Origin of the sequence: Saccharolobus shibatae B12, from assembly GCF_019175345.1 — an archaeon.
GTDB classification, from domain to species: domain Archaea; phylum Thermoproteota; class Thermoprotei_A; order Sulfolobales; family Sulfolobaceae; genus Saccharolobus; species Saccharolobus shibatae.
Genome location: NZ_CP077717.1, coordinates 849,845 through 874,046 on the forward strand (window position 1 = coordinate 849,845; position 24,202 = coordinate 874,046).

General features: G+C 35.4%; 23 protein-coding genes and 1 pseudogene. 10 read left to right on the forward strand and 14 right to left on the reverse strand.

Translation table 11 applies throughout. The features are described from left to right. Nucleotides 1-26 precede the first annotated feature (26 nt). Complete coding sequence (locus J5U23_RS04730) at nucleotides 27-341, reverse strand: 4Fe-4S dicluster domain-containing protein (RefSeq protein ID WP_012712645.1); 315 nt, start codon at nucleotides 339-341, stop codon at nucleotides 27-29. 192 nt (nucleotides 342-533) lie between these two features. Here J5U23_RS04730 and J5U23_RS04735 point away from each other — a divergent pair, with 192 nt between their 5' ends. From J5U23_RS04735 to J5U23_RS04750, 4 genes are all read left to right on the forward strand, one after another. Further along, nucleotides 534-929, forward strand: a complete 396-nt coding sequence (locus J5U23_RS04735; protein ID WP_218267114.1) for a MarR family transcriptional regulator — start codon at nucleotides 534-536, stop codon at nucleotides 927-929. Between the two features lie 35 nt (nucleotides 930-964). Then, nucleotides 965-1,564 (forward strand): hypothetical protein, encoded by a 600-nt coding sequence (locus J5U23_RS04740; RefSeq protein ID WP_218267115.1) that lies wholly within the window; start codon nucleotides 965-967, stop codon nucleotides 1,562-1,564. Nucleotides 1,565-2,014: 450 nt separating this feature from the next. Continuing rightward, entirely contained in the window at nucleotides 2,015-2,737 is a 723-nt protein-coding gene (gene sfsA, locus J5U23_RS04745; RefSeq protein WP_218267116.1) for a DNA/RNA nuclease SfsA, read from the forward strand. Between the two features lie 15 nt (nucleotides 2,738-2,752). Further along, entirely contained in the window at nucleotides 2,753-3,583 is an 831-nt protein-coding gene (locus tag J5U23_RS04750; protein ID WP_218267117.1) for a DUF929 domain-containing protein, read from the forward strand. A gap of 4 nt (nucleotides 3,584-3,587) precedes the next feature. On the opposite strand, the gene J5U23_RS04755 is transcribed toward J5U23_RS04750, so the two are convergent. Beyond that, a complete protein-coding gene (locus J5U23_RS04755; protein WP_218267118.1) occupies nucleotides 3,588-4,580 on the reverse strand; it encodes a hypothetical protein in 993 nt (330 codons plus the stop codon). Nucleotides 4,581-4,619: 39 nt separating this feature from the next. Then, a complete protein-coding gene (locus J5U23_RS04760; RefSeq protein ID WP_218267119.1) occupies nucleotides 4,620-5,687 on the reverse strand; it encodes a VIT1/CCC1 transporter family protein in 1,068 nt (355 codons plus the stop codon). A 115-nt stretch (nucleotides 5,688-5,802) separates the two neighbouring features. Between J5U23_RS04760 and J5U23_RS04765 the strand changes: the two genes are divergently transcribed. After that, nucleotides 5,803-6,084, forward strand: a complete 282-nt coding sequence (locus tag J5U23_RS04765) for a hypothetical protein (RefSeq protein ID WP_218259674.1) — start codon at nucleotides 5,803-5,805, stop codon at nucleotides 6,082-6,084. Between the two features lie 36 nt (nucleotides 6,085-6,120). Next, nucleotides 6,121-6,669 carry a hypothetical protein gene (locus J5U23_RS04770; RefSeq protein WP_218267120.1) on the forward strand — a complete coding sequence of 183 codons (549 nt, stop codon included), beginning with the start codon at nucleotides 6,121-6,123 and terminating at the stop codon, nucleotides 6,667-6,669. Here J5U23_RS04770 and bluB read toward each other — a convergent pair. The 7 genes and pseudogenes from bluB to J5U23_RS04805 form a co-directional block, all read right to left on the reverse strand. Then, nucleotides 6,656-7,339 carry a 5,6-dimethylbenzimidazole synthase gene (gene bluB / locus J5U23_RS04775; protein ID WP_218267121.1) on the reverse strand — a complete coding sequence of 228 codons (684 nt, stop codon included), beginning with the start codon at nucleotides 7,337-7,339 and terminating at the stop codon, nucleotides 6,656-6,658. The genes J5U23_RS04770 and bluB overlap by 14 nt on opposite strands. A gap of 95 nt (nucleotides 7,340-7,434) precedes the next feature. Then, nucleotides 7,435-8,493: pseudogene (locus J5U23_RS04780) on the reverse strand (hypothetical protein). Continuing rightward, nucleotides 8,483-8,644: a hypothetical protein gene (locus J5U23_RS04785; protein WP_218267122.1), complete on the reverse strand. Its 162-nt coding sequence runs from the start codon at nucleotides 8,642-8,644 to the stop codon at nucleotides 8,483-8,485. The pseudogene J5U23_RS04780 and the gene J5U23_RS04785 overlap by 11 nt, the downstream one beginning before the upstream one ends. A gap of 211 nt (nucleotides 8,645-8,855) precedes the next feature. Further along, the gene (locus tag J5U23_RS04790) at nucleotides 8,856-10,097 is read right to left on the reverse strand and encodes a dihydrolipoyl dehydrogenase family protein (RefSeq protein ID WP_218267123.1); all 1,242 of its coding nucleotides are present in this window, start codon (nucleotides 10,095-10,097) and stop codon (nucleotides 8,856-8,858) included. Between the two features lie 33 nt (nucleotides 10,098-10,130). Then, nucleotides 10,131-11,348: an MFS transporter gene (locus J5U23_RS04795; protein WP_218267124.1), complete on the reverse strand. Its 1,218-nt coding sequence runs from the start codon at nucleotides 11,346-11,348 to the stop codon at nucleotides 10,131-10,133. 202 nt (nucleotides 11,349-11,550) lie between these two features. Further along, complete coding sequence (locus J5U23_RS04800) at nucleotides 11,551-11,922, reverse strand: hypothetical protein (protein WP_218261307.1); 372 nt, start codon at nucleotides 11,920-11,922, stop codon at nucleotides 11,551-11,553. A gap of 64 nt (nucleotides 11,923-11,986) precedes the next feature. After that, complete coding sequence (locus J5U23_RS04805) at nucleotides 11,987-12,643, reverse strand: IS6 family transposase (RefSeq protein ID WP_218267498.1); 657 nt, start codon at nucleotides 12,641-12,643, stop codon at nucleotides 11,987-11,989. A gap of 265 nt (nucleotides 12,644-12,908) precedes the next feature. Between J5U23_RS04805 and J5U23_RS04810 the strand changes: the two genes are divergently transcribed. From J5U23_RS04810 to J5U23_RS04820, 3 genes are read left to right on the forward strand one after another with little or no spacing between them, the layout of a single operon-like run. After that, nucleotides 12,909-13,664 carry a hypothetical protein gene (locus tag J5U23_RS04810; protein ID WP_218267125.1) on the forward strand — a complete coding sequence of 252 codons (756 nt, stop codon included), beginning with the start codon at nucleotides 12,909-12,911 and terminating at the stop codon, nucleotides 13,662-13,664. A 38-nt stretch (nucleotides 13,665-13,702) separates the two neighbouring features. Next, on the forward strand, nucleotides 13,703-14,992 hold the full coding sequence (locus tag J5U23_RS04815) for a glutamine synthetase family protein (protein ID WP_218261308.1): 1,290 nt from the start codon (nucleotides 13,703-13,705) through the stop codon (nucleotides 14,990-14,992). Nucleotides 14,993-15,027: 35 nt separating this feature from the next. Continuing rightward, nucleotides 15,028-16,047, forward strand: a complete 1,020-nt coding sequence (locus J5U23_RS04820; RefSeq protein ID WP_218267126.1) for an amidohydrolase family protein — start codon at nucleotides 15,028-15,030, stop codon at nucleotides 16,045-16,047. Here the strand turns inward: J5U23_RS04820 and J5U23_RS04825 are convergent. From J5U23_RS04825 to ssh7b, 3 genes are all read right to left on the reverse strand, one after another. Further along, nucleotides 16,009-17,841, reverse strand: a complete 1,833-nt coding sequence (locus tag J5U23_RS04825; RefSeq protein ID WP_218267127.1) for a peptide-N4-asparagine amidase — start codon at nucleotides 17,839-17,841, stop codon at nucleotides 16,009-16,011. The genes J5U23_RS04820 and J5U23_RS04825 overlap by 39 nt on opposite strands. 5 nt (nucleotides 17,842-17,846) lie before the next feature. Continuing rightward, nucleotides 17,847-21,773, reverse strand: coding sequence for a S53 family peptidase (locus J5U23_RS04830; protein WP_218267128.1), 3,927 nt, complete (start codon nucleotides 21,771-21,773; stop codon nucleotides 17,847-17,849). Nucleotides 21,774-21,913: 140 nt separating this feature from the next. Further along, the gene (ssh7b, locus tag J5U23_RS04835; RefSeq protein ID WP_012712662.1) at nucleotides 21,914-22,108 is read right to left on the reverse strand and encodes a chromatin protein Ssh7b; all 195 of its coding nucleotides are present in this window, start codon (nucleotides 22,106-22,108) and stop codon (nucleotides 21,914-21,916) included. Nucleotides 22,109-22,399: 291 nt separating this feature from the next. On the opposite strand from ssh7b, the gene J5U23_RS04840 reads away from it, so the two are divergent. Further along, nucleotides 22,400-22,702 carry a hypothetical protein gene (locus J5U23_RS04840; protein ID WP_010923918.1) on the forward strand — a complete coding sequence of 101 codons (303 nt, stop codon included), beginning with the start codon at nucleotides 22,400-22,402 and terminating at the stop codon, nucleotides 22,700-22,702. On the opposite strand, the gene J5U23_RS04845 is transcribed toward J5U23_RS04840, so the two are convergent. Next, on the reverse strand, nucleotides 22,699-24,198 hold the full coding sequence (locus tag J5U23_RS04845; protein WP_218267129.1) for an amino acid permease: 1,500 nt from the start codon (nucleotides 24,196-24,198) through the stop codon (nucleotides 22,699-22,701). The genes J5U23_RS04840 and J5U23_RS04845 overlap by 4 nt on opposite strands. Between the last annotated feature and the right edge of the window lie 4 nt (nucleotides 24,199-24,202).

Sequence of the window (24,202 nt, forward strand, 5' to 3'; positions counted from 1 at the left end):
ACAAATGGAAAGGATAATAAAAAATTTTATGGTGGTTTTACGTCAATTGCTGCAACTGGACAGACGTTAACACATGCCATACAGAATATACAAGCTTGCTCATTTACTGGATCTGCCTTCTTTTCTGATGCAGGATGACCAGGTGTATCATACCATTGGAAGACATTAACTGGACATGCGTTTATACATGAACCATCTGCAATACATAGATCGAAATCTACACCAACAATGGTTCCATGTATACCTAGCTTTGCCGGTGGTTCTACTGTACCATATATCTTATGCCCAGAATGCTCACCAGATACCGGAAAATTCGTCCTGTAGTTAGGATCTATACCCATTTTTTCACCATTATCCTATTCTACCGAATCATTAATTAAAATAATCCCTAACGAGTTCGGGAATCTTTTCTCATCTTTGCTTATTAATATTATATATTGCTTTATTAAGGTAACTAAACCATTACAGTATATAATGATGCAAATTAGGCTAGCCAAAATATTTAAATCTGAGTAAAATAAGAGTACAGTTAGATGAATCTCAGAGAGAAAATTCTTGCTTATTTATATCAGAATAGGGACTCCACTTTGGAAGAAATAGCAGAGGGACTTAAGGAAGATAAATATGAAGTTGATGCAACGTTGAAGTATTTAGAACGAGAGGGATTAGTTATAAAGAGAACCAAAGGCATTATATTTAAAAAGACTGTTTACGATCTTACTGCATCCGGTTTAGAGGAAGCCAAGAAGATTTATAAATCTTTACAAGAAAAATCGAGACAATTACAAGAATTACTTGCTAGTGGTAATGTGGATCCTTCTCAGTTACCTCAAGAGTACATTGATGTTCTTCCATTATTAATCACTTTGTCGCTTTTAGACATGATGCTATTAGAAGATTTAACGCTATTTGACATATTTGGATATTAAACGCTTAAATCTAATAGTGTGCATATAAGAGTTATGTGAGACTTAAGATTACTAGTATTGAAGATCTATTTATCCCACCACTTCAAGAATACTCATACTTATGTAATGGGATAATAACTGACATGAAATGCAAAGGTATGGAAATTTATAGAGATCCTGACTTTATTGCTTTTACAGTAAATGACATACTAAGTTCCATGAGTTTACAAGGCTTAATTAAGATGAAAACCAGAGGAAGGAAAAGGGAAAGGTGGTTAAGATATATTTCAAAATATAAAATGGAATTAGAACCTAAAGAGTTCTCAACAGTACTGAGATTAGGAGCATTATTAACTATTTACGTTGATGGATATGAGATAGAAGGGAATCAAGGAGATGTAGTAGTTAAAGAGTTCAGAGTCAGCGGAACTGGTAGCAATACAGACCATATTAGAAAAATGTTACTCGAACTCTCACCTAGGCTAATAGTCATTCAGAATAAGAATAATATTTGGTACGTGGTTACGGGATATAAGGTAGCATTTGTAGATTCACAATTAAAGAAAATAGAAAAATCATTTGTAAACTCCGATAGAATGGAATGTAGTGAAATACAAGAGGAGTATAACACCAGAATATGTCTTAATCCTTCTTAATCAGAAAGTGAGTTCATTTCACAACGTCAACACTCGGCAAACTCATCATCACTTAATTCATGGAGAAATGGATAAAAAACTTAAATATAATAAATGGAAGATGATGCTCCCCTCTGCGGTAATACTGAATAGTTATGCGTTATCTTTTAACTCCTAAAATTTAATCTGAAAGTTTAAGGAATAAAGATGCTTTTTACGTAATAGAGAAATCCTCCTATTTGTAGACATAAAAGTAAGAAGAAGACGTTACATACCAGAAATAAATAAATTTAAAGTATTTATAAATATGTACGAATAATTATGAAAATTTCTAGGCAAAGAACGTTACTAAACGCATTAGAAGACATTAATATGTTCGTAGGTCGTAAACTTCCTCTGAGTGAGATTAATCAATATCTTGAGGAAAGCTCTATATCCTTAAATACAATAAATTATAGTTGAGTAGATTTCATGAAGGAAAGAGATTCCCGAAACCAAATTGGAGACTTACCCTTTCGTGTTAAGGAGGGCTTTAGCGTATACGAGTTCATCGAACAATTATATGAAGCACACGTAGTAGAACGGATAAATAGATTCTTGGTTAAAGTGACTTTTAACGGGGAAGAATTCCTTGCCCACTTGCATGACCCTGGAAGATTAAAAGATTTAATTTATCCAGGAAACTTAGTACTGATTAGGGAAACAAAGGGTTATAAAACAAAATTTTCAATAACTGCAGCTTACTCTAATTCAAGATTTGTAGTGCTAGATAGTAGATTACACAACATTATAGCCTCAAAGTTCCTACCGGAAACTTACGAAAAAGAGATTAAGGTAGGAAACAGTAGAATTGACTTCAAATACGATAATACCTTCTTGGAAGTAAAAGGATGTACGTTAGTGGAGAACGATATAGCTTATTTCCCCGATGCTCCAACTGAAAGAGGGAGAAGACATCTTAAAGAATTAAGGGAGCTAATGAGGAAGGGATTCAACGCAATGTTACTAATTTTAGTAATGAGAGATGATGCAAAATGTTTCTTACCTAATGAGAAAACTGATCCTAAATTCTCGATTGAATTCTGGAATTCAATAAAGGAGGGGTTAAAATTAAATATAAAGACTTTTAAATTAGTTGGAAATAAGATAGTTTACGTTGGAGATATTCCACTTTGCAAAACAAATTTAACTTAATGTTGTGTTGTATATATGATGGCTAAAAGGAAAAAATCGCAACAAAATGAGAATAAGTTACTTTATATACCTTTTGTTGTGCTAGTTGTGGTAATTGTAATCTTAGTAGCAGTGCCATACTTTGGCCATCCCTCTTCATCTTCACCAATTACAGCCAACGCCAATACTCCTCTCTTTAATTTATATAAGGTCAGTAATACCAATTACGCACCTAACAATTCTGTCGAAATTTACTTCATAAGTTGGTATGGTTGTCCAAACGGTGCTACAACATCGTGGCCCTTATATTTAGCACTTACAAAATATGGAAATCTAAGCGTAGTCCCACATTATTCAGTATATGAGAGTAATTTTGGAGGAGAAATACCAGGGTTACTGTTCCTTAACTATACGCCACTTCCAAATTCTAGAGTGTACTTTCATCCAATTTACATTTACGGCCAATATTTGAACGAAACAACAAATGGTACGCCAATAAACACTGACGATGTGACCTTTGGATTGAAAGAGCTGAAAAGTGAGTTACCCAGTTGGGCGTATAATCTGGTAGTGTACTATGAGGTGAATCAAACATATACTCAACTTAATAATATAGCTCCAGCATATTTCGGCAATTATCCCCACATAATTTCAATATTAATCATAACCGGACCCGGCGGTACCTGGGTTGATTTGGGATATCCCAATTCAATCTCTCCGTCCACATTAGCCGCCTTAAATTCCACAGTACTATACAATATAATACTGCACAAAGCTACTCCTTCTGCACAGTACTTGCGAGCATACAATCAAATTCTCAATGCTTCAAGCGAAATAACAAATGCTATAAACGAGGCTTTAGCCTAAAAAATCATTTTGCTATAAATACCTTTGAGAAGTTACCCTCTTTTTGTACTTTTAGTGTTCTTAAAGAGGAGGGACACTCACTACATTTGTCAATTTGGGGGAGTTTCTTATTACTCAATAGAATAATTTTAGTAAACATGTTAGAATATCTAGCAATTACGGAGTCAAAGTATTGTTTATTAAGTATAACTGGCAATGCTTCGATCTCGTGGAACATTGAACTGCTAAATAAGTTAGAGTTCTGCCATGCTGAAACTATGTTACTACTGTCATCAAAGACCTTATCCTTACCCCACACAAACATTGGAATTAATAATACATCACCGCTTTCTATCTCGTTAACTCTTTTGTTTTTAGCATATCCTTCTAAGAAGTCAAGTATAATATTCATATAATATCTTCCCAAGTTCTCATCATACATCTTATCCTTATCATATTGTTCATGGAATAACTTATTGACCCAAATATAGGCATCGACTATTTCATTTCTTCTACCTATTATTGGGTCGTAAAACTTAAACTCAGTAAAAGATGAAAGTGATGGAGATGCAACAATAACACTCCCATTAATTTCATCCTTAACCTCATTTAAACTATCTTTGAAATAATTATAGGGTATTAAGGGATCAGCTGCAATACCGGGCGTATATCCTTCCTCAGTCCCAGGAATTGAGTATTGAATAAATCTGTAAATATCAAAAAATTTCCCCTCTGGATACCATTCCTTAAATTTCGCTAAACCATCATCTTTTCTTTCATTAACCTCTTCCATAATTTTTTTAAACGCACTAATCGTATCCTTATACTCTCCATCTAGATAGCCATAGGGAATGAAAATAGGCTCTCCCCATTTAGGATCCGCATACTTAAAACCATAACCTCTCACAATATCTGGGAGATAAGAATCTAGTATAGTCTTTATTGCTAACTTCATTGTTGGATGTAAGTGATCTATATGATGTATTACCTTGACTTTCCTACCAAATAAGCTAGGCACGTGTTATAATTGAGGTAATAAAATTTAAAGCCTTTCATATTAAATGCTGACATTTAGAAATCTTGACGCTAAATATCCTAAAGCATGAGTACCTAAAGCTGCTAACAGCGCCAAAGAAGCCATTTGAGCACCTTTCCTAAATGGGTTTATTCCACTTAATATCCCTATGATAGAACCAACTATAAATGTGGCTAATCCTGCAACTACATAAGACGTTATCACGCCAGTAAGTCCAGATAATCCAACTAAATATGGCAAAATGGGTATTATAGCCCCAGTAATGTATGACAAACCCGTAATTAAGGCACTTTTAACTGGATTTTCCTTAACTTCTGGGTATAGAATATCTTCAGCAACGTTTACTAAACTTGACGAGACCTTCTTGGCTAGATTTAGATTTACTCCAAGTTCTGTAAAGAAATTCACCAGTCTTAATTGAACTGAGTGTTGATCAACATTCTTCTCTAACTCCAATCTCTTTCTTTCTTGGATCTTTACGTCTTTTTCTGACTTAGTAGATAGGTATGCACCTATTGCCATTGAAAGCGTTCCAGATACTCCAACTATTAATCCTCCCACGGCAACAAATAGTGGTGAAGATATGGCCCCAGATAATCCCGATACCGCAGCTAAAACCTCTACCAGACCGTCACTTATGCCATATACAAAATCACCTACACTTTTAGCTTCAACATTTCCTAAAACTTTTTCATGGACTGCCTCATCTACCATAATATCCTTTAACCTTTGTTTCTCATCGGAAGAGAAGATCTCCATTTCGGACAGTTTCCTGTACTTCTCTATGTCATCCTCCTCACTGCTCTCTAGAACTTTAATTGTAATATCTAGACCCAAAATTTTTCGCAATAGAGTGTAAAAGTTTACCTTGATTCTATTTAAAGTTGTTAGTTTTCCTTTAATCTTAAGTCCTCTTTTCTCAGCGACCTCTCTCCAAAATTCAGAATGTTTCTTCTCCATTTCTGCTAATTTAAATAATGTCTTCTTTAATTCTGGATTTCTCTCTACTTCTGCTAACTTACTGTAGACCTTATGGTCAAATAACTCTTCTTCGTAATTCTTAAGTATAATATCCTCCAACTTTACCACTCTTTATAATATTCTATACAGAGTAGAATTTAAGATTAACTTATAGTTATTACGAATTAATAGTTACTTTAACTAAGAAGGGAGATTTTTAGCTCCAAAAAGGAGAATATAAAACATGGATATATTTGAAAAGGCGAAAAAGCTGAAAAATCTAGGAGACGAATATGAAAATTTGCTCAATAGTTTGCTCAATGACTTATTTAAGTTAATACCGGACTGTCTAGCATTGAACTTAGATGACTCCTTATTGCCAATATACGCAGTTTCCGGATTAAAGACAAGGGGATTACTTGCGTTTCCATATAAGTGCAGAGGGAGAGTTGGATATGTGGTAATTGGTGAGGATGGAATAGTGTACTTTGAGGATACAGAAGGAAACGTTATTGAACTTAAATAAAAATTAATAAAGTATAGAGTGAGAAGTTAATCCGCATTGAAAAATTTCACTCTAAGCAGGGCAGTATTTTTATTTCCATTTTTATTATGGTGGGTTCCAATTATAGGGCCATTTTTCACTGGGTTACTACTAAGTTATCATTTCAAAACAAATTATAGGCTTTCAATAATCTCTTCTATAGCATATTCAGTTTTTCTATCTGCCTTAACTACATATGTATTTTATATAGTGAAGATTACTATTTTGGGATATCCATTTTATTATTTAGTATTGGCATTCAATGCACTTGGAAGCATAACATGTATAGCAACTGCATATATGTCAAGCCGGCACGGTACATTCGCAAGAATGATGAGAAATACCATAGAATTAGAATTTACAGTAGATAATATGAATGAAATAGACGAAATACTATCACAATATCTTGATGTAAGTCTTTGTAGTAAGCCAAATATTAGGTTCATATCGGAGGATCAAATTGAGATTACACGATCGTGCAATAATTTACAAATAAATTACGAAGTGATAAAAATGGGTAGAGCCCTAAGAGTTAGGGCTAAATTTGAAAACCTCAGAAACTACTAAATATGTTCTCAAAGGTTCTATCTAGTAATAGTCTAAAATGTTCACCAAGTTTATTACCAAAAATATCTTCAAATACTAGATCTGATAACATTAGCCTTCTATTCCATCCCTTCTCCTCTAGTTCTGGTATTTTAGGAAACTCCTTTACATATCCTAAGGTTAGGTAACCTACCAGTTCTATCTCCTTGGGAATTTTCAATATCTCCTTGACTCTCTCCTTATTGAAAAAGGACACGAATCCAACACCTATTCCCTCTGCAGTAGCCGCTAACCATAAATTACCTATTGCAAGTACAGTACTATATAGTGAGGTCTCTGGCATAGTAGTCCTACCTAAAATATTAGGGCCAAATCGATTAGGATCATAGGTCACGGCTATATTGATAGGGGAATCTAATATTGCTTCTACCTTTATCTTAGAAAATATTGCTCTGCGTTCCTCATCTAAAATGTTTTCAAATCTTTTCCGTTCTTCCTCTACTAATTGCTTAATCTTCTTCCTAATTTCCGTATCTCTAATTATAATGAAATTCCAAGGCTGTGAATAGCCAACTGAAGGAGCAAGATGAGCTGCAGAAAGAATTCTGGCTAAAACCTCATCAGGGATAGGGTCTGGTTTATAATAACTTCTTATATCCCTCCTCTTTCGTATTGCTTCATATACATTCATACTTATGGATAGACTATCCAGATATATATACTTAACTTGCTGAGTGACGGTGTCTAGATATCTATCTCAGAGTCTGTAACATATTTACGTAATTTTTAGTTATTTTTAATCACTTCTAATCCCCTTAAAGCTATCAAATAAGCTGAAGCCATATGCCTATCAAAACCCCTCAACCTCATTACCCTCTCGTGGTTATCAGAGCTAGTAGTACCCTTAGGATTAACTAGGATTACGTTAAAACCCAACCTTAACGCCTTAATACCACCGTGAATAAGCATCTGCTTCTTAGCAAATTTACCAATCTTCCTATTCGCACTCTTGTTTTTAGTAAAACTCCTCCTCTTTATAACAAACAAGTCCTCAAACACTACGTAATCAACTCCAATTCTTGCAAGGAACTTTAGCGACTGAGATAGAGCACTTAACCTTAATGCCCTAGCCTTCTCCATGGGGGTAACCCGGCCTAGTCACCTCTAAGTACCAATAAGTCCTAGTCGTAACAACCCTACCTTGCCTATCAATTACAACCACGTTAAGCCTATCACTATTCAAATCAAAACTAGCAACAAAACCATAACCTTGCATTTTAGGAGTCGAAAAAACTTCAAATACAACCAAAGAGGGACTTGCAAATGAATCTTTACCCCATCCTTAAAACTTATTACAGCACCATAACCCTCCTCCCTCTCACTCGATAACTCCTCCAACTCCCTGAGCAATAGCAAGTAGTTTTTACCAAAGTAAGCCCTACCAACAACCCACTTACCCCAAGGATCCTTAACCTTAACCAGAACGTGATCATCCTCAACGTGAAACCTTATACCCCTATTCCCCTTATCGCTCTTATTACCCCTACAAGCAAACCACCTCCTCCTAACCTCAACCTTACTCCCTCCGTTACCAAGTAGTGTTAAGGCTTGCTTATAAGCAGTTTCCGCATAAAAAGCGTAAGGAATTATTTTATAGAGAGACTTTACAGCATCATTCAAGTTTACTCCCCTTAACGCTAGGTTTACCCCAGCCCTAACAGCTTTTGAGTAATAGTAGGCAATTTTAACAACCTTGTTCACGTCGTTAAACTCAACCTTACCGTTTATTGTTATAAATTCGAAGTTTTCTAGTGCTTCTCTAGAAGCAATGAGTTTATTCGTCATCCGGTAGGATGACGATTACTATCACCTCTCTGTCTAGCATTTCTTTGATTTTGTTGTGTATTGCTTTTGGTACGTATATTGCGTATTTTGGGTCTCCGTACTTGTCGTGTCCCATTGAGAATATTTTTGAGTGGAATGTAACTTGAACCATATATTATTATTTAAAGTAAAATTTATAAGCTTTACTTATAAAAATCTAATTAGAGGGTGCCACTATGAACTCTATGAGCAGTTGCGAGGGGGAGGAAGGTACTCTATGAAACTCCTCGTGTTCTCGAAGGGAGTTAGTCCCGTAGACGGCACGGGGAGGGAGAAGGAGTGATGAGGCTGAGTAACTAGTAGTCACGAAAAGTAACTACTAGTTACGATGAAAGCTGAACTCTACTTAGAAGTTCAGTTATAGCCTCGATATAGGAGGGATGTGGAGCTACGTAATCCTTAATCTCACTAACCTTAATATTATACCTAATTAAGAATGAAATTAAAGATATCACTTCTTCAGCATCCTTCATAAAAGCTTGAGCTCCCACAATCTTATCGTCTTTAACGCAAATCTTAAGGAATCCATCAGTCTCTTTTTCAGTAATCGCACGACCTATTTCAGTCAAATTAATCTTGGCACACTTTCCTTCCATGTTTCCTACATAAGCTATTGTAGGATGAGTATATACGACTTTAGGTATACCTTGTTTATTAAATAATTTCTTTCCACCCATAACGTTAATTGCGGCTACTTTCCCTGCGTACATTGCTTCATGAGCAGTGTGAGTACCAATTATATCACCAGCTGCAAAAACGTTACTTATACTGGTCCTTAAGTATTCATCGACAGTCACAAAAGGATTGTGATTAACCTCCTCAAATCCTTGGATTGATGGTTTCCTACCAAAAGTCATGTATACAACATCTGCAGTTAACTTCTCCCCGTTCTCTAATACTACCTCTCTTTCTTTCATCTCCTTAACTGAACGATTCAAATACAATTTCACACCTATCTTTGAGAAGTAGTTGGTTATAGCATTACTAACCTCCTTATCCAGATATGGCAATAGTGAAGACTGTTTATCAATTAGAACTACTTCCTTTCCAAGTTTTCTTAGCATCCATCCAAATTCAACACCTCCCACATCTCCTCCAACGATTATAACGCTCTGGAAATCCTTATCTAGATAAGGCAAATCCTCTGAATATATTATACCCTTAACCACTTCTCTATAAGTACCTGTAGCTAAAACAATATAATCTGCTTGAAGAGTCTCATTATTTACGTTCAACTGCCCAGATCTAAGGGACGCGACCCCATGAATAACTTCTACTCCATTATCCTCCAGCATGTATTCGACTCCCTTGGATAACCTAAATGACGCCTCTTGACCTAGTTTTCTTAACTCTCCCAAATCAAAAACTATACTTTTACCTAACTTTTCGAGCTCAGAAGCCAGATGTATGGGATGCAACATAGCCTTAGATGGAATACAGCCGTATAGTACACATGTTCCTCCAAGCCTTTCCTCTTTTTCCACCAATATTACCTTGTTATTTTTAGCTAATTCTAACGAGGCATATATTCCGGCTGGGCCCGAACCTATAACCGCAACCTTCATAAGTAAATAATTGACTTGGCATTTAAAAGCAAATCACTGTTCTAGACTTATCTTATATGTCTCTGGTCCAGCGACAAGTCCAATTATGGCTATAATAAAGCCAATGACTGCTATAGTTGTAGCTGCGTTAAATGGGTTCATAAAAGTCGAAAGAATTGAAACGTAAATTGGTGCAAAGCCCGCTATTATATACGCTCCATTATATGCAGTACCAACTCCTAAAGCTCTTGTAAACGTCTTAAATCTCTCTGATAGAAATGCAGGAGTTATAGAGGAGGGCAAATTTATCAGAAAACCGAAAAGTAATATAAGATATAGTAAATTAATGTTGTGTATTTGAATAAAGTGGTAAAAAGTAAATGAGCCTATTGCAGCAATTATCGAACCTATTATACCCATCGCTCTTCTCCCTATATAATCTGAGAGTAATCCTGCAATTATCATTGATGGTATTCCTATTAGATTCATATAGAGAACTAGGGGACCATAGTATGAGGGAGGCAACTTCATAACTTGGCCAAATAGTGTAGGTACTAATTGAGGTCCAGCATATATTGCTAACCAGAAGCCTACCATGACTAGAAAAGGTTGTGGAAGTTCTCTTAAACCTTTCAAGGGGTTTGCAGAATGCTTCACCTTGAGCCAAATACTTGGCTCTGTCATCTTAAATCTGATTAATACTGCTAACACTGCTGGTATTACTCCAATTGCGAAAATCAGCCTCCAATAAAATGTTATGAACTCCGCCCCAGTAACAGAAGCTAGATAAGTGAACAAGGAGTCTACTCCAACAAAACCCACCAGTACTCCAGATTGCATTATACCAGAAAATATACCTCTATAATTGTTTAGACTTTCCATAACTATGGTAAAACTTCCAGCGACGTCTCCACCAATAAAAATGCCTTGTATGAATCTGAGCATCGAGATTATAATAGCTGCTAAGATTCCTATTTGAGCGTAAGTAGGTAATATAGAAGTTAGGCCTATAGATAAAGAGTAGCCTAAGACTGTAATTAACAAGCTAACTCTTCTACCATATTTATCTCCAATATAACCAAATACAAAACCACCTAAAGGCCTTGAGATTACGGTAAATACTATGGGCAAAACTGCACCTAATAAACCTATTCCAGGATAGAATAATTTGCCTAATATAGTTGATGTAATAACGACAGCGCCTAAATCGTAACCATCCATTATCCAAGAAATGTAACCCCCAATTATGTTGCTCCAATTTTCAGCCTTCATGGACTCTAACTCTTAAAATTACACTAAAAAATTATCTCCTAAAAATACAAACAGCTAAACATAAACAGTATTGCACGAAATATTTTTATTGAATCCAACTGACATGTTTGAAAATAGTTTACTATATGACAACTAATGTCTTTTAAGAAAATCTAAGAATATGTCCACTTCATTCATTATTAAGTATTTAAAAAGGGATTACTTAATATCTTGCTCTCACTTTCTCTCCATTATATACAAAGATTAAGTTCTTGTTTAAGCCAATGATTTTCCTATCCGTTATTACAACTAATGGAAACCTCTTCAGATCCCTCTCTAGCCTTATCACACTAGTAACCCTTAACCTATTGGATTTAACTTCTGAGAGTTTCTTCAACACCTTATAGGTTTCCAATAAATCCTTCACAGTATAGAATGTCAAAACTAAATTTCCATCTAATTCCACTATACTATCGTCATCTATGATGAAAACTACATCTAAGGCCCCAAATGTTTCAAAGAGCTTCTTGACTGAACTCTCTAATTGAGAAATACTCATATTGGAATTTAGATCTATAGCTATTAGAGGTTCCATAGTCACACACTTTTAACTATACTTATAAACTTTTTGCCTAATCACCCGAGTGTGGACAACAATTTCATTCATTTGAAATATTTACATTTATTATCACTCCCCTGTCTGGCAAATATACTGGAGCGTAAAGCGCGTTATAAGCTAGGAAGAACACTGATAACCACCTCGTGAGCGTGAACCTATTAGTGTTCCACGGGAAGTGAAAATCCATTGAGGATATCCTGTGTTTTAAGCTCCTGAATCCTTGTTCTGCGTAGTCCCTCTCGTTGAACGTTACCCTCTTGTGCTCCACGTTTAGCCAAGTGAATGCATTATAGATTGTTGCCCCATCGTGTAGATAGATTACCTTGTCTATCCTCGTTTTCAGCACTTTCTCAGCCTCCTTTTCCGCATTCTTCACGTTCGTCAAGACTATTATTACGTGCACTCCACTCCTCAAGCTCGTCACCATGAAGAAGGGTATCGCACCCGTCTTTACATCCCTCACAATCCACACGTAATAATACTGCCCCTTAATTACCATAATTTTAGTCTCGTCTACCGCATAAAAACCACTAATTGGCACTACGTACTTAATGCAGCTCAACCTCCTCAAGTAGTACAACAAGGTAGAATGAGGCAAAGAAGTCCTCCAAGAAGATAAACCCGAGAGGTAACTAGCCAAAGCCGAGGCTATTACCTCACTAGTGTAAAACCTAGGCTTAAGATTAATATACTCCATTAAAACTAATATCACTTGGGTGAGCACGGGAACTTTCCACCTAGTTCCCGTAGTATCACCCAATTAATACTCCCGTGCTCACCCTAAAAAGGTATTACGTCGCATTCTATTAATAGAACACGAACAGTTCATATAATTTATTTTGAATTAACAAAATTGTTGTCCACACTCAATCACCCTAACGAAGTTTTATTAATTATTGTCAAAAAGGTCCTAAATACCCTCGATGTTAGGATTTATATTGAGGTTAAACTAAATAATTATTATGACAGTAACTAAGGAACAACTGCTGAATAGAGCAATAGAAGTAATAGATAAGGCTGATAATGAAGGAATAACTCTAAGAGCAATTGGGGGTGCAGCAATCGCACTGATAGCCAAAAAAGGATCAGAATTATATCCGAGAGTATACAAGGATATAGATTATTTTGGACTTTCATCTCAAAGTAGTAAGATATCTAAATTCTTAGAAGGCATAGGACTAATCCCAAATAAGAGGTTTAACGCCTTGCATGGGCATACTAGATTAATGTTCTTTGATCCTATAATTAACTCAACAGTTGATGTCTTTTTAGACGAGTTTATAATGTGCCACAAACTTGTGTTAAAGGATAGATTAAGAATAATGAAATACACTATCCCAACGTCAGACTTATTTCTAACAAAGATGCAGATAATACAACTTACCGAAAACGATAAAAAAGATATAACTGCACTACTTTACGACGTTGAATTAGGAGAGAGGGATGACGAGAGGACTATGGACTATAACTATATTGCGAAAATCCTTTCTGAAGACTGGGGGTTCTATAAGACTTATACAATAAATCATGATAAAATATTAGAATTCTTAAGAAATGATAAAAATAGAGAAATAATTGAACCTAAACTATTAAAATTAAGAGAAATAATTGAGAAACATCCTAAGAGCATTAAGTGGAAAATGAGGGCGAAGATTGGGGAAAAAGTAAAGTGGTACGAAGAACCAGAAGAAGTAAATACTAACTTCACTCAACAATAATAATTATTAATAAACTAGCAAGTTTATTTTTATTATTAATGAACGTAGAGAAAGAACTCAGAGAAAAGGGTGTAGAAATTTTAAGGTTCACTTGGGTAGGGTTAGATGGTTACATTAGATCAAAGGGAGCGTATATTGATCACATAGATGAATTACTAAAAACTGGTATAGGCTTAACAATGGCAATGATGAGCTTTACCCCAATGGATTATATAAGCCCCTACGGGACATTTGGGCCACAAGATGAGGATGTATTCTTGACTCCAGACCTTAGCACACTATCAATTTTTCCACCATCAGCCATAGTATTATGTAATTTATATAAGCATGGTAATCCGTGGAATTACGATCCTAGAAATACGTTAATCAAAACAATAGAAAAGGCGAAAGAACAATACGATTTCGACTTCAAATCGGCCTTCGAAATAGAGTTCTACTTAACAAAGGATAGAAAGCCATTTGATAATGCTAGGTGTTTCGATCCTTCTGCATTTTATAACAATCAAATAATTCCAGAAATTGCCAAAACGTTAAGGCAAATCAACATAGAACCAATAAGGATAATAAAGGAATATGGACCGGGGCAATACGAATTCGATATAATGCATAAAGATACGTTGAGAAGTGCTGATGAGGTTATTATATTTAAGGAAGTTGCAAGACAAGTAGCAAGTAAATACGGAGTTGAGGCAAACTTCATGCCAAAACCATTTAATAAAATGGCTGGATCTGGGTTACACTTGAACATTAGCGTATGGAAAGACAATCAGAATTTGTTCTATAACTCAAACGATAAGTATGGACTCAGTAACTTAGCTTATAACTTCATAGCTGGTTTATTGGAACATGCTAAAGCCTTAACTGCAATAGCCTCACCTACCATTAACTCCTATAAGAGACTAGTTCCAGGATCTTGGGCGCCAACCAAAATAACCTATGGATATAACAATAAGTCTGCTATGATAAGAATACCAACACCGTATCCCGGAATGTCACAATTAGATAGGAGAATAGAATATAGAGTTCCCGATCCTTCAACAAATCCATATCTTCTCTTAACAGCAGTAATAGAGGCGGGATTGGATGGAATAGAAAGAGGATTGAAGCCTCCAGAAGCTGTAAATGAAAATGCTTATTATAGAAAAGATATTGATGAGATACCAAGAAATCTCAGAGAAGCACTAAATGAACTAAGAAAAGATACCAGATTAGTGGAAAGAATTGGTAAAGAGATTATTGATGAATTCATAAAGGTCAAGTTAGCTGAGGTAGAGGAATATGAAAGCCTAGTAACAGATTGGGAATACGAGGTGTATAGGAGATTATAATAGATTCCCATGCCCATTGGTTCTCTGCAAAGATAATGAGTGAGAAGGAATTTATAATGGCTTCAGCTGAATCTTGGCTTGAAAACGAAATAAGTGCAGATACGTTTACAATGAATCAATTGAGACCATTCTATCTATATTTAAGGAATGAACTTAGAAGACTATTAGGTGAGAACTTCATAGAAGAAAGAAGCAAGTTGATTAAGGACGATCCAGTGAAGTACATGCGATTCCTATTTAATGACGCTGGAATAGAGGGATTTGTAATAGATACTGGATTTGGTAATAAGGAAATGGAAATACCGGCTAAATTAAAGTTACTATTCAGAATAGAGAGCATTATTAATGATAACATTTTTCAAATGTCTTTCGATAAGGCCTTGGAGTACTTTGAGGAAACCTTAAGGGGAAAAATAAGAAAAGAAGGGTATACTGGTTTTAAGAGTATAATAGCCTATAGAACTGGACTACAAGTGAATTGTAATATAGAACAAGCTAGAAGAGATTTTTATAGCAAAGATACAGACTGGTTTGGCAAAATTGCAAAGGGGTTTAGAGATTATCTACTTTGCGAAACCTTAAGAATAGCTAGAGAGTTGAAAGTTCCCGTACAAATTCACACCGGGGCTGGAGATAGAGATATTAAGCTAGAACTATCAAGACCCTCATACCTAACTAATATTGTTAGGAAGTATGAAGGAAAGGTAATTTTCGTACACGCTGGTTATCCTTATCATAGAGAGACTGCCTGGATGTCCTACCTTTTTCCCTCAGTATACCTAGACACCTCACAAGTAATACCATTTGCTCCCTTAGCAGCTTATACTATACTAAATGAGGTTTTTGAGGTAGCCCCATTAAATAAGGTGATGCACGGTTCTGATGCGTTTCACATTCCAGAAATAGCTTGGCTTGCAGCTAAGTTAGCTAAAAAGGCTATACATAAAACTACAGAAATGATGATTGAAAAAAATATATTAAATGAAAAAGACGCTAAAGAACTGGTTGAGAGGTTCTTATACTATAACTCTAAGGAAATATATGGGTTTGACTAGAAACATTTCATCTAAATTAGGAGGATCACTATTGTTAATGGGAATGAATTGGATTTTTTGATAAACATAATACCCTACAAAGTTGGTAGTGGAATTCTGCAAACCTTGGGCAGAGAATATCTCCTTATAACCAGATCCATTAAGCAGTATATAATTAACTAAGCTCTTAGTAGTTAAAGCATTATTAGAAGTTATTGAGACAAGTACTGCACCACCATAACGATTTATAACTTCTATAATACCACTAAATCCACCAACCGTAGTAACGTTTTCCGTAGTCTTAATAGTCAAATTCTGGTTATCAAATATGTTAGTATAATAATAGTATAGTCCTAGGTTTAAAGTGCCATTTTGTTCATATGATAAGTTATAAGGTATAACGTGAGGATTGGATATAGGAGAAGCAAACACGGAAAATTGCATAAATATAGGGTAATATACGTCATAATATAGTGTAGAGTTGTAAAGTGAGCCCTTCTCAATAGCATATTCCATGAAGTTCTCTCCTAAATATGCCTTCTCGTATAATTGATTAAATGTCTGATAAGCGTAAAATCTTCCTTCTTGAACAACATCAGAGTATTCAATTCCATCTCTAAACTGTAATATTGCAGAGTAGTTAAGTAAATATGCTCCTCCTTCTTGATAATACTCTCCAACTAGACCAGGGTTGAAAATTGGTGAAGAATCCATAAATCTACTATAAGCCGTTAGCAATTTAGCTGAAATTAGTGGATTTGACCCATTAACCCATAACATTAATACTCCAGCTATATCCCAATCATAAGCTGCAGTACCAGTTAATTGTAAAGCTGTTTCTAGGTTAGTTACCGTAACTGCTATAGCATTATTTGGCGAACTTATTGCCAATAATGGTGTTAGGTCTATAATATAAGGACTATGGAAAGATAAGGTATTTATTGACGTTACTGGCTTCCACCAGAACAAATCTATACCACCAGTATATATTGTCTGATAAGGATTAACAATGCCAACTAGTCTATTGTCGTAAAACACTTGAATCTCCCTGGTGGCGGGCTCATTGGCGTACCAGAACTCATCTAGTCCTCCACCCTCTTCATATAATAGTAAGGCCATCTTATAAGCACCATTGGGTATCGTTAAATTTTGTGATATGTAGTCGTTTAACGGATTCAATATTATGTAAGAGTAATTATACTTATTTAGGAATAGTGGCATAAAGTAATTAGGCAACCCTTTAGGCGGAGTACCGGGATATAAATAAAGTATTACATTCATCTTATATATCCCAGTTATCCCAATCTTAGCATCATAGAAGTTCTCTAAAACTAATTGGAAAGTCACATTACCGCTTAATAAGTTTTCAAACATTGTAAGATCAATCTCTGCTGTCGAATTTAGAAATTCTTGAGTGGAACCCCAGAATATTGGAACGCCATTCGCAAATATGTAAACTGGCCTATCGTACTGAGCTCCATTAGACTCGTTTATGCTAACGTTTAATATTAACATGCTATAATTACCCTTAGGTATATTTACGTGAACAATATAAGGAGTTAAGCCACTATTGTTAAAAACAACATTAGTGGCTATTCTTACCACTACTGGAGTAACGTTAGGAGGATGAATCTGATAAGCTTCAAATGAATAATATGGAGGATCATACGGTATTTTTCCACTGTTTAAGACAGTAATATTCCCTAATATTAATGGACGTGAGATACCGGAGACTGCTTGTGAAGTAGCTATAGGCACCATAATAATTCCAGCTAATAGTGAAAATAATAGAATAAAAGCAATACTCTTTCTCATAATTTTCACCTCCTTCTCATGAATACGAACAATAGAATAATAGCTATTATTGCTATTATTAAGGATATTATTGCTATTGCAGTTAATAAATTCACTGATCCTTGTAATGTTATAATACGACCTTGTACAGTTACTAGATGATAATTATTTAAGATGTTAAAGGTCAAATTATAAGGTAACCCATCAGATACGCTTACCGTAAATACATATTGACCATCAGAAAATTGAGAAGCATTAAACGGTATGCTTAGACTTATTGACGAAGGTGAAGATGAAACTACACTATAACTTACTGGCTTGTTGTTCATTGAAACTCCTAGAAGTCTTAGGTATTCCCCAGTTATGCTAACAATTATTGATTCTTTAGATACAGTAACATTAGTTGTTGATAAGTACGTTATCTTAGGAGCAGGTATTGCAGACAAGTCAGTTACGTTATACATACTAACACCACTTAGGATAATTACTGAATTGGGTTGTAGAAACGCATATCTTGAATTTTGTATTATCGATGAGGCTATAGTCACATTGGAATCATTAGCAACTACAGCAATATTATTCCCTCCTACTTTAGATTCTATAATTGAGACTGAAGAATTCTCTAATACTAACTGGTTAATACTCGATGATGATATCATCACATTAGAGTTCTTAACAGTTATCGTATTAGCTATAACGTTATCTAAAATAACGTTCATTCCGTTTATTGTTACATTATTTGATTTAACATTAGATAACATATATGTTGTAGAGTTGATTTTCAATAATAGGGGTGAATCTAGGGATTTACTGTTTATTATAATATTATTGATGAAAGTATAAGGCATAACATTAACGAAGTTAAAGGAACTTGGAGTAGAATATAAATTATAACCATCCCAAGACACACCAGAAACTATAACATTCCAAGGACCAGCTAAGGAATATACAGAGGACCCTTGGAATATGGAACCGTAAAATATGGAGGGAATCTCATAAATACCAACCCATTCTCCCAAAGTAGAATTATACTGTAGTGGTATTCCAGCTTGGAATCCTATGATTAACTGTTCATAATTAAGGGAAGTCGGTAATACTGTTGCAGTGAACATCCCATACTTAACTGGAGTACCATTAGGATAAGTTATGTTAGCGTAAATCTTCAAAACCTCACCCTCATAGACTACACTATTCACCTTTACATTTAGTGTCAGGTTAGCTGGGGAAACGTAAAACGATGTAACGAAGTTGGCTTTAACTAATCCAGTAGAAGTATTACTCACAGATTGTATTACAACATTATAGAATCCAGGAGAAGCATCGAAAGGTATTGTGAAGTTAGCGTAATAGAGGAAGAAGAGCAAATAAACGCCGAATTGTATTATATCTGGAGCTGGAGTAAGTTTAACTTGCCCTATAGGGTTACCATTCTGATTATAAATGTATGCAGTGACATTAGACGTAAATATGCCAGTAAGTTCTGGCGTAAGCACCTCGTCAATTATAGTTATGTTTTGCCCGGGGGACGCAGCTGGAAATCCATCGTTTATTGGAGTTAAAATTGCACCAAAATTATACTCACCAAAATATACGTAAGAGAAAGCGCTACCATATGAGTCGTTTATTATTAGTAAATAAGTACCTTGTGGTAATGGAGGAAGTAGGGCGTAATTACCCTCATATAACCCTGGAGCCATCATCAATAAGGGTATAGAAGCCAATAGCTTACCGCTACTACTAACTAAATATGCTGTAACACTTTGATTAACCACTGGAGTACCATTAGGATAGTATATCCAAGCCTCAATGCCAAATGGTGAGTTATATGGAATAGGGAAGTTAAAGGGATAAGGAATGGGAGATACGATATTGATTGATTCACCAACATCAACTTCTACAGTTCCAACTCCAGTAAACTGACCAGAACTACCGTTAATTACTATTTCCCAGATATTTGGCGGGTCATTAGGAGTTATGGTATAATTACCAACCCAATAAGTACCATTAAAGGATAAGGGGACTGTTGACAAATATCCCTCATCAGTGTATATATATGCGTTAAAACTACCTTGACTAACAATTGTATTGTTAGGATAAGTTATGTACGCATCTATTGTAAAAGTAGAGCCGTAGAAATACCAAGGTTGAAAAACTCCAAGCTCAAAAGTACTTACAGATATTGCTAAACTCTTGGATAGTAAATGCTTTATGATAATTCCTAACATACCAGCATTAGGACTTCCTAAGCCAGTAACTAGATTGTAAGAGGAATTAGCATAATAATAGCCATTATATCCTAGACTTATTGGATGAAAAGCCTCATGATACAAAGTAGTATTTTGGTAAATTTCATAAAGTACTGGATTTACCAAACCTAATGGATGGCCGACAATTCCATCTATATCAGCAATGATTCCAGCCCACAATGGGGCAGAAAGACTAGTTCCACCAATTACCGCTTCTTGACCTAAAGCATAAATTACAAACCCAGTATATGGATTAGCGTCTGCCGCAACATCTGGAATAGCCCTATAATTCGAATGAGTAACATAACGCTGATACCAAGGAGCTGGGAACAACTGACTATATCCACCCCCAGAACTCACAGTACCTTGGACAACACCAAAATACAATGGATTAACACTCCACGCAATCTCAGTACCATAATCCCCTGTAGCATTATAAGTGGAAATGTAACCGTTAATAATATTAGCAAAAAGGGAAGTACCACCTACAGCTGTAACGAAAGGAGATGATGCAGGATAATTCGCTGAGCCGTAAACAGTTGGTAAATCATTATAAGCACCTAAATCTCCAGATGACGCTAAAAACGTAATACCCTCAGCTGAACCTAGCTCAAAGTAATAATCGTAATAGGGATAGTTGGGAAATGCTATACCATTGAATACGGCATAGAAACCTGAAGCACCAAATAGTATCCCGGGAAGACCCCAGCTCATGGAAACTACTTGTGCTAAATCCTCGCTTACAACAATATCAATTGCCGAAAATAATCCTTCTAAGGTTGCTGATGGGGCAACAACTAATAGAATATTGGAATATGGAGCAGCTGCGTGAGCTGCCTCAACATCTAACGCAACTTCTTGGAACCAACCAGTAAACAATCCATTTTCTGGATTGTAAGGACCGACCGGTAATACGGTCAAGTTTATTGATGGTAAACCGAACTTAGCGTCAAACAGATTTACATCCTGATATATCTCTGGATCACCGTAGGCATCTATTACTGCAATTGTAACTTTTTTATCAGCAGTTGAATTTAGCAGTGGAGTTATATTGTAAGCCCCCTCAATAACTTTAGGAGTATACCATGTAGCGGAGAATTGGAAAGTATAGACAAATGAGGAATAAACTTGTTTATTAGGTATTAAATTCCCATTTTCCAATTTACCTAACTGAATTAAAGGTAACGATACGTTGGTAAAGTTTGTTAAACCACCTATTAGTACGTTGTCGAGAACAGAAGGTATTTTAACGTTACCAGCTGGTTTATAATATATCTCACCACTAGCCGATTTGGCTACTACGAAACTAGTCTCGAAAACTGATGAAACAAGGGAAATTGGTGCTTCAGCCATGACTTCGAAGGGACTCTTATACACTATTGCGAAACCCTTACTCTCAAGGTATTCTATAGTCTCGTTAACCTTCTCTTGATTACTAAACATGGAGATAAGCTGAGCGTTACTTAGTGGCTTAATTTGATGGTTAGCTACTTCTTGTGTCACTAAATAAAGCTCATTAAGATTCTTTGGGGGAATAAAAAAAGAAAGAATAATGTTAGTATTTGAGGGTAGAGATGAGATAATGCTAGACTGAGGATAGCTGGGGTTTACAGAGGTTGTGGAATAGGCTAAAGATAGTAAGGGGAATAAAACGGATATTAACAAAAAAGTAGATATAACTATAACTTGTATTATTCTCCTTTCCATATAATTAATAAACTTTCACACGTATAAAAGTATTACTTTAAAATCAAATCATCAAGAGATTCCTTCATAAAAAAGAGATTACTTTATTAAGTGGAAAATAAAAATAAAAACTTCTCACTTTATATTTAAGTCTTATTCACTTATTTCTTTTGTTTCTCTAACATTTGTAATAGCTCTTTTGGAGCGTCTTTCTCGCTTACTGCTCCTCTACCGGTCTTTCCTCCACCCTCGTCATAGGTGAAGCTTATCATCTTGCCAACTCTCCATACCTTCTTTATCTTACTTGTGTCTACTTCCTTCTCTTCTCCCTTGTACTTGAACTTTACTGTTACCATTTATATCTCCAAGTTATTCTTAAAGGTTTCACATAAATAAACTTTACGCTATTAACAATAGTACAACTTAAAGGAAATCCTTAGCGCAAACTAAAGTTATTACCTTAGCCCATAATGAAAATAAAGCTATCTATAAGGGAAAAACACACGTTGCATCTACATAATATATTTACTTATTGTTTTATATTGATATCATTTACATTACCTGTAATTTAAACATTAGGTCATAAGAAAATATTACGTGTCATTTTGTAGAAAAAAATATAAGTCATAAGAAAAACACTTTAGCTAGTGAAAACTATGACAATGGCTGAAGCACTGAACAAGATCATGAAAAACAGAACAACCACTTTAAAACTATCCTATTACCCCTTCTTGCTGGCAGTAAAGGATAACGTACCAGAACTAGACATAATGCTAAAAAGAAAAAGAGAACTAAACTATTACCTAGACAAGTTGTATAGTGAAAGCAAAAAATACCTATTAAAGTACGCTAAGGATAAATACTATTGCGTATGTGGAAGAACATTCCCGTCAGCATATGACTTTTACACTCACGTTTTCAGAGAGCATAAATTAAGTATAAGAAATTAATCCGGTGGTATCTCCTTATACACTAACCTTAAATCTATACCACTCTTCTTCCTATAATAGTATGATGATATAAAAGTAATAACGCCTAATCCTATTAAGCTAGCTATATAGGCTATTCCCGGCCAGTAAGGTGCACCGTTATAAGATATAACACCGAAGTAAGGATTAGTAAAAGCCTCGTATCCCATAAAACCCAAAAACCCAATAGAAAATATAGCAGATATTAGCATACCCACATTTCCCTCACTTAAAGCTTGTCTAATACCAGCTATCGAGACTAAAACTAAATAAGCAATAGCCAAAGGAGTATAACTGTATAAGGCCTCGTATCCGTTAGGACTTATTACTGGTACTGCTAAGAACACTAAAGTTACCGCAAAATCTAAGAGATGAGCATAAGCAGGTGAACCTTGCCTATTTAACCTTGAAAACACCTCTGGGAATAACCTATCAAAGGAAAAGGCAAACACGTACCTAGCGAAAACAACAACACCGAAAGCCATGACAAAGAACTCCCAAGCTATCAAACTAATCCCTATAAACCACTCCAAAGCGTAATTATGAGATAAAGCAATAGCAACAGTCCAGAAATTATAAGTTCCTGATGGATACAAAGAGTAATTAAATCCATATCCTGCAGCAATATCCATTAACAGGAATGGGACAGTTATAAAGAGAAGAGTCAACAAACTACCTAAAATTAAATTGTATCTTATGCCGCTCTTGTTCTTTATCTCAGAAGCGACAGCTGGTCCGGCATATAACCAGATGTAAGCAAATGATGCAAAGTAAGGAATCATATAGAACGTTGAAGATAAACTAAATGTTGGTCCAGAATACGGTTGAACAGTTAAATTAAAGTTCTTCAAGAAGGGCTGAATCGCATTATGAAAGTCTGAAACATTAAGCGCTAATACAAGAATTGCAACTAGAGTGCCTAAAAGCGAGAGCACCCCAAGTGCTGACGTTAAAGTATAACCCCATCTTGGTCTGATAATATTAATGAGAATTATTATTAGAAAAGCAAGTGCTGCTAAACCATAAGCTAGAATAGCATTACTAGTTGTAAACACGTTATTAGCTAGATTAACCAGATAGGGCTGGGAATTCAAAGTACCTATGGTTAACAGTACAGTATTTATTGCTGAAACAGAAAAGAACGCTGATAATGCGAAGAACGGAGGCATATTAAAGGCTAACGCAACGCCCATTATAGCGCCTAAAGGACCATTAAGCTTTCTAGATAGCCAAATATAATCACCTCCAGTCCTAGGGATCCTAGAAATAAAGTAAGTGTAAAGAAATACAAGGGGTAAGGTGAATAGGAAAGTTAGCAATGAAGCTATCCATAATACCCCACCCTTGACTATGTAAGGACTTATGCCGATAAAGATCGCTAAACCAGCACCCATGTTAGCTACATTTAACATTGTTGCATCTAGCAAAGAGACGTTTTTAGTGAGACCGGAGGTTTCCCTAACAAACAGTTTAGCCATAATC

Bases quoted from the DNA above. Each gene is read 5' to 3' on its own strand.
- J5U23_RS04730 (WP_012712645.1), bottom strand. From the start codon at position 341: ATGGGTATAGATCCTAACTACAGGACGAATTTTCCGGTATCTGGTGAG.
- J5U23_RS04735 (WP_218267114.1), top strand. From the start codon at position 534: ATGAATCTCAGAGAGAAAATTCTTGCTTATTTATATCAGAATAGGGAC.
- sfsA (WP_218267116.1), top strand. From the start codon at position 2,015: ATGAAGGAAAGAGATTCCCGAAACCAAATTGGAGACTTACCCTTTCGT.
- J5U23_RS04750 (WP_218267117.1), top strand. From the start codon at position 2,753: ATGATGGCTAAAAGGAAAAAATCGCAACAAAATGAGAATAAGTTACTT.
- J5U23_RS04765 (WP_218259674.1), top strand. From the start codon at position 5,803: ATGGATATATTTGAAAAGGCGAAAAAGCTGAAAAATCTAGGAGACGAA.
- bluB (WP_218267121.1), bottom strand. From the start codon at position 7,339: ATGAATGTATATGAAGCAATACGAAAGAGGAGGGATATAAGAAGTTAT.
- J5U23_RS04785 (WP_218267122.1), bottom strand. From the start codon at position 8,644: ATGGTTCAAGTTACATTCCACTCAAAAATATTCTCAATGGGACACGAC.
- J5U23_RS04790 (WP_218267123.1), bottom strand. From the start codon at position 10,097: ATGAAGGTTGCGGTTATAGGTTCGGGCCCAGCCGGAATATATGCCTCG.
- J5U23_RS04795 (WP_218267124.1), bottom strand. From the start codon at position 11,348: ATGAAGGCTGAAAATTGGAGCAACATAATTGGGGGTTACATTTCTTGG.
- J5U23_RS04800 (WP_218261307.1), bottom strand. From the start codon at position 11,922: ATGGAACCTCTAATAGCTATAGATCTAAATTCCAATATGAGTATTTCT.
- J5U23_RS04805 (WP_218267498.1), bottom strand. From the start codon at position 12,643: ATGGAGTATATTAATCTTAAGCCTAGGTTTTACACTAGTGAGGTAATA.
- J5U23_RS04810 (WP_218267125.1), top strand. From the start codon at position 12,909: ATGACAGTAACTAAGGAACAACTGCTGAATAGAGCAATAGAAGTAATA.
- J5U23_RS04815 (WP_218261308.1), top strand. From the start codon at position 13,703: ATGAACGTAGAGAAAGAACTCAGAGAAAAGGGTGTAGAAATTTTAAGG.
- J5U23_RS04820 (WP_218267126.1), top strand. From the start codon at position 15,028: ATGAGTGAGAAGGAATTTATAATGGCTTCAGCTGAATCTTGGCTTGAA.
- J5U23_RS04825 (WP_218267127.1), bottom strand. From the start codon at position 17,841: ATGAGAAAGAGTATTGCTTTTATTCTATTATTTTCACTATTAGCTGGA.
- J5U23_RS04830 (WP_218267128.1), bottom strand. From the start codon at position 21,773: ATGGAAAGGAGAATAATACAAGTTATAGTTATATCTACTTTTTTGTTA.
- ssh7b (WP_012712662.1), bottom strand. From the start codon at position 22,108: ATGGTAACAGTAAAGTTCAAGTACAAGGGAGAAGAGAAGGAAGTAGAC.
- J5U23_RS04845 (WP_218267129.1), bottom strand. From the start codon at position 24,198: ATGGCTAAACTGTTTGTTAGGGAAACCTCCGGTCTCACTAAAAACGTC.